We start from the raw sequence: 16,632 nt of genomic DNA on the forward strand, positions 1-16,632 counted from the left end.
GGGACGTTGCTCCCGGGGGTTGGATACGATGAAGGCGACGATCGAACGCGCAACCTTGTTGAAGGGGCTCAGCCACGTCCAGTCGGTGGTCGAGCGGCGCAACACCATTCCGATCCTGTCGAACGTCCTGCTCGATGCGCAGGCCGGCGGCACGCTGCGGCTGATGGCGACCGACCTCGACCTGCAGATCGACGAGACGATCGCCGCCGCGGTCGACCAGCCGGGCGCGACCACGGTGTCGGCGCACACGTTGTTCGACATCGCGCGGAAATTGCCCGAGGGATCGCAGGTCGAGGTCACCGCGGCCGAAGGGCGGATGACGATCGTCGCGGGGCGCGCGCGCTTTACGCTGGCGACGCTGCCGCGCGACGATTTCCCCGTGATCGCCGAGGGCGAGCTGCCGACGGTGTTCGAGCTGCCCGCCAATACGCTCAAGGCGATCATCGACAAGACGCGCTTCGCGATCTCGACCGAAGAGACGCGCTATTATCTCAACGGCATCTTCCTGCACGTCGCCGATGAGGGCGGTCCCGGTGGCGCGCAGCCGGTGCTCAAGGCAGCGGCGACCGACGGCCACCGGCTGGCGCGTGTCACCGTGCCGCGGCCCGACGGCGCCGAGGCGATGCCCGACGTGATCGTCCCGCGCAAATGCGTCGCCGAGCTGCGCAAGTTGCTCGACGAGGTCGATGGGTCGGTCGGCGTGTCGCTCAGCCCGTCGAAGATCCGCTTCGATCTGGGGCAGGCGATCCTGACCTCGAAGCTGATCGACGGCACCTTCCCCGATTATTCGCGGGTGATCCCGGTCGCCAACGACAAGTTGCTCAAGCTCGATCCGCGCAGCTTCATGCAGGGGGTCGATCGCGTGTCGACGATCGCCACCGAAAAGACCCGCGCGGTGAAGATGGCGGTCGATCGCGACAAGATCACCTTGTCGGTCACCAGCCCCGAAAACGGCACCGCCGCCGAGGAAGTGCCCGGCGATTACGCATCGATGCCGTTCGAGATCGGCTTCAACAGCCGCTATCTGATGGACATCCTCAACCAGATCGAAGGCGACATGGTCGAGGTCCATCTGGCCGACGCCGCAGCCCCGACACTGATCCGCGAGAACGACCAGTCGCAGGCGCTGTACGTGCTGATGCCGATGCGCGTCTGAGATTTCGCGCCGCTGCACGAAGCGGCGGTCGCGATTGGGGCGGCGGAATTGAGGGCGGCCGGATTGAGGGCGGCGGGATTGAGGGCGGCGGGCGATGCTGCGACAAGCATGGCATGGCCCGCTGCTGGACCCTGACTGACGACGTCGTCGACGTTTGGCTGGTGCGGCTGCCCCCCGCGGCGCCGCCGCCCGCCCTGCTGGCGATGCTCTCGCCCGCCGAGCTTGCCGCCGCGGGCCGTTTCCGCCACCGACCATCGCACGATAGCTATGTCGTCACGCGGGGGGTGCTGCGCCAGTTGCTCGCGCGCTATCTGGGCGAAGCTCCCGCAGCGGTGGAGATCACCAGCCAGGAGCGGGGAAAGCCCGTGGTTCGCGGCCCGTTGCGATTCAATGTTTCGCATTCGGGCGAATTCGCGCTGCTCGGGTTCGCGCGCGACTGCGATGTCGGGGTCGATATCGAAGCCGTCCGCGCCGCGCCCGATTGGCTGGCGATCGCGCGAAGGTTCTTCGCCGCCGACGAGGCCGATGCGCTGGCGGCGACCGCCGATGCCCAGCGTGAGACCGCATTTTTCCGCTGTTGGACGCGCAAGGAGGCGTTCGTGAAGGCCACCGGCCTGGGGCTTTCGGCGCCGCTCGACAGCTTCAGCGTGTCGCTCGATGCGACCGCGCCGCGCTTCGTTCGGCTGCCCCCCACCGAAGACAATTGGTCGCTCCACGACATCGCGGTGGGTCGGCGATATGCCGCTGCGCTGGTGCATCGCGGCGAAGCGCGTTCGCTGCGGTTGCATCGGCTCGACGACCCGCTCGCGCTGTGCGCGACCGCTTGACGCGAATTACGCCGCAACCGCGGTGAAATCGGCTGGACGATCGCCGATAGATATGGCTTACTAAATCGCAGTTCACAGCGTTCGATATCCTGCATCCTTGGAGTCGAATACATCATGTCGAGCGATGACGAAGAAGACACCTCGCAATATGAGGTAGTAAAAAACCAGGAAGACCAATATTCCATTTGGTCGGTCGGCCGGGAATTGCCTGCTGGTTGGGAAGCCGTCGGCAAAACGGGGCTCAAGGGCGAATGCCTCGAATATATCGAAACCGTCTGGACCGATATGCGACCGCGCAGCCTGCGCGAGCATATGAATTCGCATACCCAGTGAAATCCAAAGCTCGGGAGGAAAATTCATGGCAAAGGCTTCTACCGCATCTGCCGACGCCGCCGTCTTCGACGATGGCGATCCGCATTATAAACAGCTGCAAAGCGCGCATGAGGGCTATTTCCAGGATGTCGCCGATATCTGCGCCAAGGCACAAGCGCGCTATCAGACGATCCAGACCGAATATGAGCGGTCGGTCGAGACCGCTTTCCTGAAGCAGGAACCCGACGGCTTCCGCGCCGCCAACGAAAATTACCAGCGCGCGCTCGAATCGGCGACCGCCGATACCAGCTCGGCTAACGACTATGCGGAGGCCTATCGCCGCTACAAGCGCTCGATCAAGGCGATGTTCGGGTCGGTCGACATCGACGAGCTGACGTTCACCGATATCACCCAGTTGAGCCAAAGCCTGTTTGGCGTGTCGCAGATGGCGCTGAGCCTCAGCTGCGGCCAGACGGCGACCTACAACAACCCCTTCGAGGCCGCGACGACGAAGTCCGAAGCCAGCACGGCCGACGAATAAGACCGGAGCGCGAAGGAGGGCGATGCGGGCATGTCCGCGGCGGTTTCGGTAATTACCGGCGCGCCGGGGCTGCTCGCAGCGCATTTGGTGTTGTCGCAGCAGGCGCGCGGGCGGGCGGTCGCGTATCGCCTCTCAGCGGCGGATGCGCTGCGCTTTGCTTCGCTGGTCGCTGGCGTCGCGACCGACAGCGGTGGCTCGGCGGTGGAGCCCGAAGAGGCCGGGCCGCTCGCGGGTGCCGAGATTTGGCATTTCATCGCACCGGGCGAGCCGATCGAGCGCGACTGGCTCGAGGCGTTGCGCGATGCCGACGTCGCCGCGCTCAATATCGTCGAGACGCCGTACTGCGGCGGGGGGCGCTGGCGCTGGCTGTTGGCGCCACAAGCGTGCGCGGACGCTGGCGATCCCGGCGCGGCGGGAATCGGCTGCGTGCGGCGCTTCCGTACCTCGCTGACCATCGGCGCCGCCCCCGCCGACGACATCGCGGGCGACAGCGCGCAGGAAGGCGTGCTGCATTTCCTCGCGGTGCTGTTCGATCTGAAGACCGAGATCGAGGAGCGCACCGGCGATTTCTTCGACTATCACGCGCTGCGCTGCGCGATCGATCGTTCGGCACCCGTCGCCATCCTTCCGGTTGAGCGCGCGGCGACGATGATCGCCTCGATCGCCGACAAGGCGGACGGTGGAAGCTTCACCATCGCCGCCGCCGACACGATGGCGGGCGAGGATTTTCTCGACCTGGTCGGCGATGCCTATGATCTGAGCTTGCTCGGTTCCCCCGCGGCCGGGGGCGCCGAGGCGACGTCGCTCGACACGCTGTTCGATCTGCGTCTCATGCAGTTCGGCGCACAGCTGGTCGCCCCCGATCGCGCCGAAGCCGAGCGGGCATGGGCGCTTGCCGGGATCGACGCCGCGGACATGCGTTTCGGACCGTCTGACCTCACGCAACACATCGCGGTCGCCCGATCGCGCCAGCAACGCGCCGATTGGCGGACCAGCGCGACCCCCCTCGAACGCCGTCATGCCGAACGCGATGCGCAGCGCATTGCCTATGATCGGGTCGGCGACTCAGGGCCGGCGTTGGTATTCGTCAACGCCTTGGGCCAGGGAAGCGAAGCCTGGTCGCGGCTGGGTCGGCGGCTGGCGGCCGATTTTCGCGTGTTGGGCTGGGATCTGCGCGGGTTGGACGCGACCGATCCGGTCATGACCACCGCCGATCACGTCGCCGACCTCGCGGCGATCCTCGATGCCGAGCAGGTCGATCGCGCGCATCTGGTCGCCTGGTGCACCGGGCCGAAGATCGCGATCGAATTCGCGCGGCGCTTTGCATCGCGAACGGGGGCGATGGTGCTGCTCAATACGACGCTCAAGGGTGGGTCGACCCCCGCGGCGCTCGATACCGCCTATGAACGCAACTTCGGATCGCTGTGCGACGTGCTCGCGCGGCGTCCGGCGATGGCATCGTCGATGCTGGCCTCGCTGACCGCCAATGCCTGGGGCGATGCCGAGCAACCGATCGAGGATGCAGCCGCTACGGTGCTCGCGATGATGAACGCCGATCTGCGCGATCCGGTGTTGCGGCCCTTCCGCGACGAGGAGTCGATGCTGCGATATGCCGCGCAGCTGGCGGAATTCTGGCGCCTCGACGTCCGGCACGCGGCCAAGGACATCGACGCCCCGGTGCTGCTGGTCGCCGCCGAGTTCGACCGAGTTGCTTCGGTCGAATCCTCGCTATTCGCCGGTGCCTTGTTCGCGCACTCGCAGATCGTGCAAGTACCCGGCGCGACGCATTATCTGTTATACGATCGCGCCGACCATATCGCGAAGCTAATCAACTGGTTTATTCGATCTGGGCAAAGTATAGGTCTGTCCTAGATCGATATCTATTGGAGGGCGAAGAAGGTAGATGTCGGGCGATATACGTTCCCGTCTCGCGGCGCTGTCGCCGGCGAAGCGCGCGATGCTCGAAAAGCGGTTGCGCGCCGACCGGCCCGAAACGCCCTCGCCGCGGATTCCGCTGCGCAACCACGGCGAGCATCCGCCGCTGTCGTTCGCGCAGCAGCGGCTGTGGTTCCTCGAACAGCTCGAACCCGGTGGCGGGCACTATAATCTGCCCCTGGTGCTCCGCTTCAACGCGCCGGTCGACGCGCGGCGGTTGCAGGCGGCGATCAATGACATCGCCGCGCGCCACGAAATCCTCCGCACCCGCTTCGTCCTGGTCGAGGGCGAGCCGTGCCAGGAAATCGTTCGCGCGATCGAAATCAGTCTCGATCAAGGCGACCTTGCGTCGCTGCCGCCCGCGCAGCGCGAGGCCGAGGCGGGGCGCCGCTCGCTCGCCTCGGCGCTGCTGCCGTTCGATCTGCGCGACGGCCCGCTGATCCGCGCGCAGCTGTTGCGGCTCGGGCCCGCCGATCACCTGCTGACGGTGACGATGCATCACATCGTCGCTGACGGCTGGTCGCTCGGGGTGTTCGCGCGCGAGCTTTCGGCGATCTATGCCGCGCGCAGCGAGGGCAGGCCATCACCGCTGCCGCCGCTGCCGCTGCAATATGCCGATTTCGCGCTCTGGCAGCGCGATCATCTGCAGGGCGAGACGCTCGATCGCCTGACCGAGTATTGGACCCGCGCCCTCGCCGGCATGCCCACCCTGCTCGAACTCCCCACCGATCGCGTCCGCCCGCGCGTCCAGACCTTCGAGGGTGGCATGTTCGTCCGCCCCTATCCCAAGCCCGCGATCGACGCACTGTCGCGGCTGGCGCAGCGCCACGACGCAACGCTGTTCATGGCGCTGCTCGCGGTCTTCAAAATCCTGCTGCATCGGCTTTCGGGGCAGACCGACATCGTCGTCGGGTCGCCGATCGCCAACCGCGGGCGGGTCGAGCTCGAATCGCTGATCGGCTTCTTCGTCAACACGATGGTGCTGCGGACCGACCTGGCCGGTGACCCCGATTTCGCCGGCGTGCTCGGCCGCGTGCGCGACGTGACGCTCGGCGCCTATGCGCACCAGGACCTGCCCTTCGAGCAGCTCGTCGAAAAGCTCAACCCCAGCCGCAGCCTCGATCACAACCCGCTGTTCCAGGTGATGTTCGGGATGCAGAATACTGAGGCCGAACGCCCGCGGCATGACGAAAACACCCAATTGGGCGCGGCGACGTCGAAGTTCGACCTGACCGTCAGCGCCACCGAAACCGCAGGCGGGCTGACCTGTGCCTTCGAGTTCGCCTCGGCGCTGTTCGACGCCGAGACGATCACCGCGCTGGCGGATACCTTTGGCACGCTGATCGAGGCGGTGACCGACTTCCCCGACCTGCCGGTCTCGCGGCTGCCGCTGGCGCGCGGGCAGCAGCGTGCGCAATTGATCGAAGCCGCCGCCACGCCGGGCGCGGCGCCCGCAGCCGCGACGGTGCACGACCTGTTCGCGCTGCAAAGCGCCAAGACCCCCGACGCCATCGCGATCGAGGCGCAGGACCGCACGCTCAGCTATGCCGACAGCGACCGCGAGGCGAACCGTCTCGCCCGCGCGCTTGGCGCCGCGGGGATCGGGCCCGGGGCGATCGTCGGTCTTTGCATGCGCCGCGCCGCCGCGCTGCCGATAGCGATGCTCGCGATCTGGAACGCCGGCGCTGCCTTCCTGCCGCTCGATCCTGCGCTCCCCGCCGATCGGCTGGGCTTCATGCTGGCCGATGCGGGCGCCGCGCTGGTGCTGACCCACGGGGTTGCCGAGGAGGTGCTCGCGGGGGCCTATGCCGGGCCGGTCTGGCGGCTCGACCGCGACGCCCCGCCCGGCGCCGACCCCGACCCATACCCCGACCCATACCCCGACCACGTCCCCGCGGCGCCGGTGTCGGTGCCGGGAAGCGCGCTTGCCTATGTCATCTACACCTCGGGATCGACGGGGCGACCCAAGGGGGTGCTGGTGACGCACGAGGGTGCCGCCAACGCGCTGCAGACGCTGGTCGAGGCGTTCGCGCTGCCCCAAGCGACCCGCGTGCTCCAGTTCGGATCGTTGAGCTTCGACATCTCGATCTTCGACGTGCTGATGGCGTGGGGCTGTGGCGGCACGCTCTGCATCGCCGATGCCGACGATCTGCTGCCCGGACCGCCGCTTGCCGACACGCTGCGCACGCTTGCGATCAACGCGATCACGCTGCCGCCGTCGGGGCTGGCGGTGACGCCGGTGACGCCGCTCCCCGCGCTCACCACGTTGGTGTGCGGCGGCGAGGCGCTCGCTCCCGAGCTGGCGTCGGCTTGGGCGGCGTCCGGACGCCGCGTGATCAACGCCTATGGTCCGACCGAGACGACGATCTGGGCGACCTATCACGAATGCCGCGAGGGGGCGGGGCCGCCGCCGATCGGCCGTGCGGTGTCGCGCGTGCGGGCGCAGGTGCTCGACCGATGGCTGCAACCGCTGCCGCCGGGGTTCCCCGGCGAACTCCATATCGGCGGCGCGGGGGTGGCGCTCGGTTATCTCGGTCGTCCCGCGCTCACCGCCGAGCGCTTCGTCCCCGATCCCTTCGCCGACGCCCCCGGCGCGCGGCTCTACCGCACCGGCGATCGCGCGAATTTGCGCCCCGATGGCAGCATTCGCTTCGTCGGCCGCGTCGATCACCAGATCAAGCTTCGCGGCTACCGGATCGAACTCGGCGAGATCGAAAGCGTGGCGGGCGCGCATCCCGCGGTGGCGATGGCGGCGGCGGTGATCGAGCGGTCGCCGCGCGGCGAGCCGCGGATATTGCTCGCCTGTTCGCCCCGCGACGGCGCCGCACTCGCGCGCGACGCGCTGCTCGATCACCTGCGCGCGCAGCTGCCCGAATTCATGCTCCCCGCCAGGCTGCTGGTGCTCGCGGCGCTGCCGCGCACCGGCAGCGGCAAGATCGACCGCAAGGCGATCGCGCGGATCGGGGACGATGCCGCCACCGAACCGGTCGCCGATGCCGAAGGCAGCCCGATCGAACGCGAAATCGCGGCGCTGTTCGCCGAGGTGCTCGAAGTGCCGCGGCTTGGCCGCGACGCCAATTTCTTCGAACTCGGCGGTCATTCGCTGCTCGCGACGCGCGCGGTGATGCGGCTCAACGAACGCTTCGGCATCGCGCTGCCGCTGCGCGAGCTGTTCGAATATCCCGTCGTCGGCGATCTGGCGCGCCTCGTCGAGCGTGCCCGCGACGGCGATGCTGCCGCGGTGCCGCCGGTGATCGCGCGCGTCCGCCGCCGCGCGGTGCCCGCGATGGCGACCGATTAGGCTGGCGATTAGGCTTGGAACCACCGCGGCGGGGTCGCGCAATCAGGGGTGTCGGCAATGCTGTTATCCGATCCGACGAGCATCATCGATCGCGACGATGCCATCGCGGCGCCCAGCGATGGCGAGCGCGCGCATCCGCTGTCGTTCGCGCAAGCGCGGCTGTGGATTCTCGACCGGCTCCAGCCCGGCAACCCCGCCTATAATATCCCAGCGACGATCCCGCTGCGCGGCGCGGTCAATGTCGAGATGCTGTCGCGCGCGCTCGACGAGATATTGTTGCGGCACGAGGCACTGCGCACCGTCTTCCGCGTGATCGACGGCCAGCCGATGCAGGTCATCGCCCCCGCACGATCGATCGCGCTCGATCGCGTCGACCTGCGCTCGTCGACCGGCCTCGCCACCCCCGCCGACGTCGGCGATTTCGTCTTTCGCGAAGGCCGGCATGCGTTCGATCTGGGCACCGGGCCCTTGCTGCGCGCATCGCTCGCGCGGATCGGGCCGGGCGACCATTTGCTGATGCTGGTGATGCACCACATCGTCTCCGATGGCTGGTCGATGGCGGTACTCACGCGCGAGCTGACCGAACTGTACATGGCGTTCCTGCGCGGCCAGCCCTCGCCGCTCGCCGATCTGCCCGTCCAATATGCCGATTTCACCGAATGGCAGGCCGAATGGTTCACCGGCCAGGTGATGCAGCGCCAGCTCGGCTATTGGCGCGATCGGCTCACCGGGCTGCGGCCGCTGCTCAACCTGCCCACCGATCGCCCGCGCCCGCCGATCCAGACCAGCCGCGGATCGGTGCGCGGCTTCACGATCGATCGGCAGACCTGCGAACGGATCAAGGCGTTGGCGCAGGCCAATGGCGCGACGTTGTTCATGACCCTGCTCGCGGCCTTCAAGACCTTGCTGTTCCGGCTGAGCGGCGAAACCGACATCGCGATCGGCACCCCGATCGCGAACCGAACCCAATCCGAGCTCGAGGGGTTGATCGGCTTTTTCGTCAACACGTTGCTGCTGCGCACCGATCTTTCGGGCGACCCGAGCTTCGTCGAGCTGCTGGCGCGCGAGCGCGACACCGCGCTCGGTGCCTATGGCAACCAGGACATGCCGTTCGAACGGCTGGTCGAGGAGCTGCAGCCCGATCGCGATCTCAGCCGCAACCCGCTGTTCCAGATCCTGTTCGCGGTGCAGAATTTCGGGATCATCGACCGCAACGCGGTGCCGATCCAGGCGTCGAACCTGCAGGCGGGGGCGATGGGCAACGGCACCGCGAAGTTCGACCTGACCCTGTCGGTGCTCGATACCGGCGCGGGGGCGCAGGGCTTCCTCGAATATAATTGCGACCTGTTCGACGAGGCGACGGCCGAGGCGATGATCGCGCGCTATATCGCGCTGCTGCGCGACATCGGCATGCGCCCGCGCGAGCGATTGTCGCGGCTGTCGATCTGGCTGCCCGACGAGCCTGCGCCGCAGGTCGATTCGCCCGCGCCGGTGGCGGACCCGCTGCCGATCCATTTGGGCGCGCGGATCGCCGCGCACGCAGCGGCGGCGCCCGAGGCGATCGCGGCGATCGGCGCCGGCGGCGCGCTCAGCTATCGCGATCTCGATGCGCGATCGAACCAGATCGCGCACGCGATCGGCGCGCTGGGGATCGTCCGCGGCAGCACGATCGCGGTGGCGATGCCGCCTTGCGCCGACACGCTCGTGGCGCTGGCGGGGGTGCTCAAGGCGGGGATGCGCTGCACACCGCTCGACCCCGCCGATTGCCTCGCCGCCCCGCGGATCGCGCGGATCGTCGATACGGTGATGCCGGCCTTGGTGGTGGTCGGCGAAGGCGCGGGCGAGGCATGGGCGCAAGCGGGGGTTCGCGTGCTCGGCTGGGGCGATCTGGCGGCGCGGGCCGCGACCGAGAGCGATGCGGCGCCCGCAGGTACGTTCGACGCCAACGATCCGGCGTTGGCGATACCGCGGCCTTGCGAAGGCAGCGACGGTCCCGAAGCGCGCAGCCATCGGCTGCTGGTGCGGATCGCGACCGACCCCGCAATCGGCTTCACCGCGGGCGACCGGATCGCCTGCCCGCCGCGGATCGACGGCGATCGCGCGGCGATGGTGCTGTTCGGCGCGCTGGCGGCAGGAGCCGCAATCGTGTTCGCGCCGCCCGAATCGACGCCGGGATCGCGCCGCTTCGCCACGTTACTGCGCGACCAGCAAGTGTCGGTAATGACCGCCGACCTTGCCGATATCGAGCGGCTGGCGCGGGAATTTCCGCGCGCGTTGCGCAGCCTCAGGTTGGTGCTGAGCGACGAGCGGCGGCTCGATTGGGGGGAGCTTCGCGAAGCGCTTCCCGCCGAAATCCTCGATCGCATCTACATGGTGTCGCCGCGGTTGCGCCTGGTGCAGCCGCTGCGCGCGATCGCCGATGCCGCGGCGTCGATCCCGCTCGGCCGCCCCGTCGCGGGCATCGCCGCCGAGCTGCTCGATGCCGACCATGATTCGGTCCCCGCAGGGGTCCCCGGCGAGCTGTTCGTGGAAGACCAATCGACCGGGGTCGTCGCGCGGCTGGCGGGCGGGGTCTTCGTCGCGCATTGCCCCTGGCAGGATGCGATCGTCCACAGCGGCGTCGCGGTCGATCGCGGCGAGATCGAGGACGCGCTGGTGGGGCTGCCGGGGGTAGCCGCCGCGGCGCTGACCGCGCAGCCGCGCCAGGGGCTTCGGGGGGCGGGGCTGGTCGCGATCGTCGAGGCAGCGGTCGGTGCGACACCCGAAGACCTTCGCGCGCTGCTGGCCGCGCAGCTTCCCGCGCGGCTGGTGCCCGATCTGATCGTGGTCGATCAGCCGATCCCGCGCGATAGCCGGGGCGCGATCGATCGGCGCGCGCTCGATGAACTTGCCGCCGCGCTCGACGCGCGCAAGCTGGTCGACGCGCCCTTCGTCGCGCCGCGCGACCGGATCGAGACCGCGCTCGCCGGGGTGTGGATCGAAGTGCTCGGCCGCGAACGGATCGGCGTCCACGACAATTTCTTCCGGCTGGGGGGGCATTCGCTGATCGCGACGCAGATGGTGGCGCGGATCGGCGACATGTTCCGGATCGACCTGCCGTTGCAGCGGATCTTCGAAGCGCCGACGATCGAACAGCTGGCGCGGATCGTCGCCCCGATGGTCGGCAGCGAGCAGGAGCTCGAGCTGGTGCCGCTGGTGCCGGTCCCACGCGATCGGCCGCTGGCGCTGTCGTTCGCCCAGCAGCGTTTGTGGTTCCTCGATCAGTTCGAACCGGGGAGCGCCTTTTACAACATCGCGTTGCCGATGCGGTTTGCCCAGGCGGTCGACCCGGTCGCGCTTCGCGGCGCGATCGACGATCTGGTGAGCCGGCACGAAACGCTGCGCACCAGCTTCGGCGCCGATGGCGGCGAACCCGTCCAGGTGATCGCGCCCGCCATGCCGATCGAGATGCCGATCCACGATTTGCGCGGCTTGCCGGTCGCCGAGCGCAACCGCGAGGCGAACCGGCTGGCGCGGGTCGAAGCCCAGCGCCCGTTCGACCTCCAGCACGGTCCCGTCATCCGCGCCGGCTTGGTGCAGATTTCGGGGTCGGAAAGCCTGTTGCTGCTGACGATCCACCACATCGCCGCCGATGGCTGGTCGCTCGACGTGCTGATGCGCGAACTGCTCCAGTTCTACGACGCGCGGCGCGGCGGGCGGGTGGCGTCATTGCCCGCGCTGACGATCCAATATGCCGATTTCGCCAGCTGGCAGCGCCGCTGGTTGCGCGGCGCGGTGCTGCAGGCGCAGGTCGATTACTGGAAACGCTCGCTCGGTGGTGCGCCGCCGCTGCTCGCGCTGCCCACCGATCGGCCGCGCCCGCCGGTGCAGACCTTTGCCGGCGAGCTCTACGCCTTCGCGATGAGCGGCGCGACGCTGCGCGCCGCCAAGCGCGTGTCCGAAGCCGCGCAGGTGACGTTGTTCACCACCTTGCTCGCGGCGTTTTACGCGCTGCTGCATCGCTATACCGCGCGCGACGATCTCGTCGTCGGCTCGCCGATCGCCAGCCGCACGCGCCCCGAGCTCGAAGGGCTGATCGGCTTCTTCGCCAACACGCTGGTGCTGCGGGTGCGCCTGACCCCCGACCTCAGCTTCAACGACCTGATCGCGCGCGTGAAGGAGGCGACGCTCGGCGCCTATGCGCATCAGGACATTCCGTTCGAGAAGCTGGTCGAGGAGCTCCAGCCCGAGCGCAACGTCGCCTATCACCCGCTGTTCCAGGTGATGTTCGCGCTGCAGAATACCGGGCGACCCGGCGAAATGGGGGCGCTGCCCGAGGGGGAGGACGCGCCGGTGCTGGGGGCGGGGGTGGCCAAGTTCGACCTGACGATGTTCGTCTCCGAAACCTTGAGCGATCTGCGCGCCGGAATCGAATATAATTCGGACCTGTTCGACGCCGCGACGATCACGCGCTTTGCCCGGCACTATGAAACATTGCTCGCTGCGGCGGCGTCGGCACCCGACCGACCAATAGGTTCGCTGCCGATACTCACCCCCGAGGAAACCACCGCCCTCGCCGACTGGAACGACACCGCCGCGCCGCGCCAGGCGGTCTGCGCGCATCATCGCTTCGAGCAGGTGGCGCGCAAGATGGGCGACGCGCCAGCAATGCTGATGAGCGACCGCAGCGTCACCTATCGCGAGCTCGATGCGCGCGCGAATGGCTGGGCGCATCGGCTGGTCGCGCTCGGTGTCGGCCGCGGCGCGCGCGTGGGGATCGCGATGGGGCGGTCGTTCGACATGATCGTCGCGGTGCTCGCGGTGCTCAAGGCTGGCGCCGGCTATGTCCCGATCGACCCCGATTTTCCTGCCGACAGAATTGCCTTCATGGCCGCCGATGCCCGGCTGGCGGTGGTGCTTACCCAAGACGCATTGCACGAACGGTTCGCACGGCTCGACGGCGCGGTCGTGGCAATCGATGCCGCCGATCCGCCCGCACTTCGCGACGATCCGCCCACCACCGCGGCGGGTATCGGCGACTTGGCCTATGTCATCTACACCTCTGGCTCGACCGGCCGGCCCAAGGGTGTGGCGATGGCGCACGCACCGCTTGCCGCGTTGGTAGATTGGCAGATCGCGCGTTCGGCGCTCGATCCCGGCGCACGCACGTTGCAATTCGCATCGCTGAGCTTCGACGTTTCGTTCCAGGAGATATTCGCGACCTTGGGGGCAGGCGGCACGCTGGTGCTGGTCGAGGAAGCCCAGCGCCGCGATCCGCGGCTGATGTGGGCGCTGCTGGCCGATGCCCGGGTCGCGCGGCTGTTCCTGCCTTATGTCGCGCTCCAGCAGCTAGCCGACTCGGCGCGCCACCTGGCGACGCTGCCCCCGCTCACCGAAATCGTCGCCGCGGGCGAACAACTGCAGGTGACCCCGCAGATCGCCGCGCTGTTCGAGCGGCTGGGCGCCGGTGCCGCGCTCTACAATCAATATGGCCCGACCGAGAGCCATGTCGTCACCGAAGCCAAGCTCGAAGGTCCCGCTGCCGACTGGCCCGCGCGACCCTCGATCGGCAGGCCGATTCCCAACGCCACGATCCAGATCCTCGACGATCGCGGGCAGCCCTGCCCGATCGGCGTACCGGGGGAACTGTACATCGGCGGCGGGGTGCTCGCGACCGGCTATCTGGCGCGGCCCGTGCTGACTGCCCAGCGCTTCCTTCCCGATCCACAAGGCGCGGGAGCGGGCCGCTTCTACCGGACCGGCGATCGCGCGCGCTATCGCCCCGGCGGCGAGATCGAGTTCCTCGGGCGCGCCGACGACCAGGTGAAGATTCGCGGCTTTCGCGTCGAGCTTGCCGAGGTCGAGGCGGGACTGCGCACCTATCCTGCGGTGCAGGAGGCGGTCGTGGTGGCGCGCGCCGAAGGCGGCGAACTGCGGCTGGTGGCGCATGTTCAGGCCGATGCCAGCGCCGCGCCTTCGCCGCAGCAGCTGCGCGCACATCTGGCCACCACGCTGCCAGACTATATGATCCCCGCGGCCTATGTGATCAGCCGCAAATTGCCGCGAACTCCCACCGGCAAGCTCAGCCGCCGCGATCTGCCCGACGTCGAGCCAAGCGCCACCGCAGGGTCGCTCGATCCGCGCACCCCGGTCGAAACGCTCTTGGCGCAGATATGGCAGGAGGTCCTCCAGCTGCCCCGCGTCGGCATCCGCGACAGTTTTTTCGATCTCGGCGGCCATTCGCTGCTCGCGACGCGCGTGATTTCACGCGTGCGCGACGAATTCGGGGTCGAGCTGCCAGTGCGCCAGATGTTCGAGACGCCGACGATCGAGGCGCTGTGGCTGTCGCTGGTCGAGTTGGCTTTTGAAGGACAGGAGGATCAGGCGCTCGCCGATCTGCTCGCCGAGATCGAGGAAATGCCCGATTAGCGCCGAAGGCGGGCTATTGGACCACGAAGGCAGCGATCGCCGCGCGCAGCCGCACTGGATCGTCGCGCTGCACGCCATGGCCGCAACCCTCGAACCGCACCAGTTGCGCGCGTCCTGGTGCCATGTGTTCCACGATATGCGCCTGTTCTGCGATCGGCGTGATCGGATCTTCCTCGCCGCCGATCACCAGCGTGGGTGCGCGGATCGACGACAGCCTGGGGCTGAGGTCGAAGGTCACGCCTTCGCCCGCCGAGCGCTCGAAATAGGGCAATATGTCGGGGTTCCGCACGGTGCGCTGGAGCGCGTCGGCATCGGGGGCAGTGGCGTTGTAGAGCGGGCCGCAGATCCGCCCATAGGCTTCATAGGCCTGCGGGGTGCGCTCGTCGAACGCGCGCTCGAGCACTCTTCGCGCGAGCGGCCCGCCGCGGCGTTCGAAGGCTGCCGCGACGTTGGCGCGCCGTTCGGCATTGCCCGTTCCGCGTGCCGAAGTGCTTATCAGGATCAGCCGCGCAGGATGCCCCGGATGACGGATCGCATAGGCCATCGCGACATAGCCGCCGAACGAGGTACCGAGCACGATCGGGCGCTCGATTCCGAGCGTTTCGCAGAATGCGGCGACGTCGTCGGCCCAGTCGTCGAGCGACCAGCGCGGGAGCGTGCTTCGGCCGCTTCGCCCATGGCCGCGCTGGTCGAGATACACCAGCTGCGCTACGTCGGCGAGCGGCGCGAAATCGGGTCGGAACCCCGAATGGTCGAGGCCCGGGCCGCCATGCAGGCACAATAACGTCGGCTTTTCGCGCATCGCCGCGCCCTCGGGCGCCAGCTTCGTTCCCTCGACGTCGAAGAACAGGTCGGTCCCGCGGACGCACACGCGCATGTCAGTTCGCCGCAGCCGCGGGGACGCGCGCCTGCGCGAGCAACCGCTCGATATTGCCGTGCAGGATCAGCCGCTGGTCGTTCACGCTCAACTGCGCAAGCGCGCCTTCGTCGCCTGCCACCGCGTCGACAAAGCTCGGCTGGTCGCCCTGCAGCCGGAATACCGGCCAGTCGGTGCCGAAGATGATCTTGTGATTGATCCCGCGCAGCGCCGCCGATCGCACCGCGCCGGCATTGCCGTCGCGCCGCATTGCGCTCTGGAACGCGCTGATATCCATATAGACGTTGGGCCGGAACGCGCAGAGCATCGCGCATTCCTCGACGAAGCTCACCGCGCCATGCGCCATGATGAAATTGACTTCGGGAAAGGCCTGCGCGGCTTCGTCGAGCAGAAAGGGATAGGCGTGTTTGAACGAGAGCGCGGGCGAGGTAGGGCCGATATGCACCGTCACGGGCACGCGATAATCGCGGCAGATTTCATAGAACGGATAGAGCGACGGATCGCTGGGGGAGAACCCCGTGGGCGGGTATAGTTTGAACCCGCGAAAGCCGAATTCGCGCAGCGATTGTTCGAACAGGTCGACCCCGTCCTTGCCCCAGCGCGGGTCCATCCCGCCGAAGACCACGAAACGCCCCGGGTGCCGCGCCAGCACCACGCGATGCGCGGCATAGGTTTCGGCGATCGTCAGCCGCGAATCGCGCAGTTGGTGCGTGAAATCGGCGGCCAACAGGACGCTCTTTTCGATCCCTGCGGCATCCATCTCGGCCACCAGCGCGTCGCACAGCGGGTCTTCGAGCTTTGCCAGATAGACGGTGGTGAGCTTTTCCTTGGTCGTGCGAATGCCTTGCGCCTCGAGGTGCGCATGGATGTTGCCCACCGCCCCTTCGACGAACGAGCGCGGGATGTGATCGAGCGAGGCGATGTGACAATGGGCATCGATGATGCGCATGCGGCTTCCTTCAGGCAGCATCGGCGCTCGCCGTGTCGGCGCCTTCGATCACGCTATGCGCGACGGCAAGCAGGTCGCCGACGGTAACGAGCTGCGCGAGCGTCACGCCGACATCGACCGCCGCGAGATCGATCCCGAAGCGCTCTTCGAGCCGGAAGAGCAAGGCGAGCATCGCGATCGAGTCGAGCCCCAGATCGTGCTTCAGCCGCGTCGTGGGCACCAAAGGCACCTGCCGAAATCGCCCCGGGGCGGCCTCTACGGCGAGTTCCAGGACGATATTGTCTATTGTCTGCCGGTCCATTGATGCGCCTTTTGCTGGGTAGCGA

General features: G+C 68.0%; 10 protein-coding genes. 7 read left to right on the forward strand and 3 right to left on the reverse strand.

Going from position 1 to position 16,632, the window contains the following annotated elements:
- The first annotated feature begins 28 nt into the window (after positions 1-28).
- From dnaN to NMP03_RS14135, 7 genes are all read left to right on the forward strand, one after another.
- Positions 29-1,156, forward strand: coding sequence for a DNA polymerase III subunit beta (gene dnaN / locus NMP03_RS14105; RefSeq protein ID WP_256506102.1), 1,128 nt, complete (start codon positions 29-31; stop codon positions 1,154-1,156).
- 113 nt (positions 1,157-1,269) lie between these two features.
- Positions 1,270-1,983 carry a 4'-phosphopantetheinyl transferase family protein gene (locus NMP03_RS14110; RefSeq protein WP_256506104.1) on the forward strand — a complete coding sequence of 238 codons (714 nt, stop codon included), beginning with the start codon at positions 1,270-1,272 and terminating at the stop codon, positions 1,981-1,983.
- A gap of 114 nt (positions 1,984-2,097) precedes the next feature.
- A complete protein-coding gene (locus tag NMP03_RS14115; RefSeq protein ID WP_256506106.1) occupies positions 2,098-2,316 on the forward strand; it encodes an MbtH family protein in 219 nt (72 codons plus the stop codon).
- A 25-nt stretch (positions 2,317-2,341) separates the two neighbouring features.
- The gene (locus NMP03_RS14120; RefSeq protein WP_256506107.1) at positions 2,342-2,836 is read left to right on the forward strand and encodes a hypothetical protein; all 495 of its coding nucleotides are present in this window, start codon (positions 2,342-2,344) and stop codon (positions 2,834-2,836) included.
- Between the two features lie 30 nt (positions 2,837-2,866).
- Positions 2,867-4,708: an alpha/beta fold hydrolase gene (locus NMP03_RS14125; RefSeq protein ID WP_256506108.1), complete on the forward strand. Its 1,842-nt coding sequence runs from the start codon at positions 2,867-2,869 to the stop codon at positions 4,706-4,708.
- A gap of 31 nt (positions 4,709-4,739) precedes the next feature.
- Positions 4,740-8,072 (forward strand): amino acid adenylation domain-containing protein, encoded by a 3,333-nt coding sequence (locus NMP03_RS14130; protein ID WP_256506109.1) that lies wholly within the window; start codon positions 4,740-4,742, stop codon positions 8,070-8,072.
- Between the two features lie 57 nt (positions 8,073-8,129).
- Positions 8,130-14,480: a non-ribosomal peptide synthetase gene (locus NMP03_RS14135; RefSeq protein WP_256506110.1), complete on the forward strand. Its 6,351-nt coding sequence runs from the start codon at positions 8,130-8,132 to the stop codon at positions 14,478-14,480.
- 13 nt (positions 14,481-14,493) lie between these two features.
- Here the strand turns inward: NMP03_RS14135 and NMP03_RS14140 are convergent, their stop codons facing one another.
- Genes NMP03_RS14140 through NMP03_RS14150 form a run of 3 tightly spaced genes read right to left on the reverse strand, consistent with a single transcriptional unit; the run spans position 14,494 to position 16,607 of the window.
- On the reverse strand, positions 14,494-15,357 hold the full coding sequence (locus NMP03_RS14140) for an alpha/beta fold hydrolase (RefSeq protein ID WP_256506112.1): 864 nt from the start codon (positions 15,355-15,357) through the stop codon (positions 14,494-14,496).
- Position 15,358: 1 nt separating this feature from the next.
- Positions 15,359-16,306, reverse strand: a complete 948-nt coding sequence (locus NMP03_RS14145; RefSeq protein ID WP_256506113.1) for an amidohydrolase family protein — start codon at positions 16,304-16,306, stop codon at positions 15,359-15,361.
- 10 nt (positions 16,307-16,316) lie between these two features.
- Positions 16,317-16,607, reverse strand: a complete 291-nt coding sequence (locus tag NMP03_RS14150; protein ID WP_256506114.1) for an acyl carrier protein — start codon at positions 16,605-16,607, stop codon at positions 16,317-16,319.
- Positions 16,608-16,632: the final 25 nt, after the last annotated feature.

It is taken from the genome of Sphingomonas qomolangmaensis (genome assembly GCF_024496245.1).
Lineage (GTDB): Bacteria > Pseudomonadota > Alphaproteobacteria > Sphingomonadales > Sphingomonadaceae > Sphingomonas > Sphingomonas qomolangmaensis.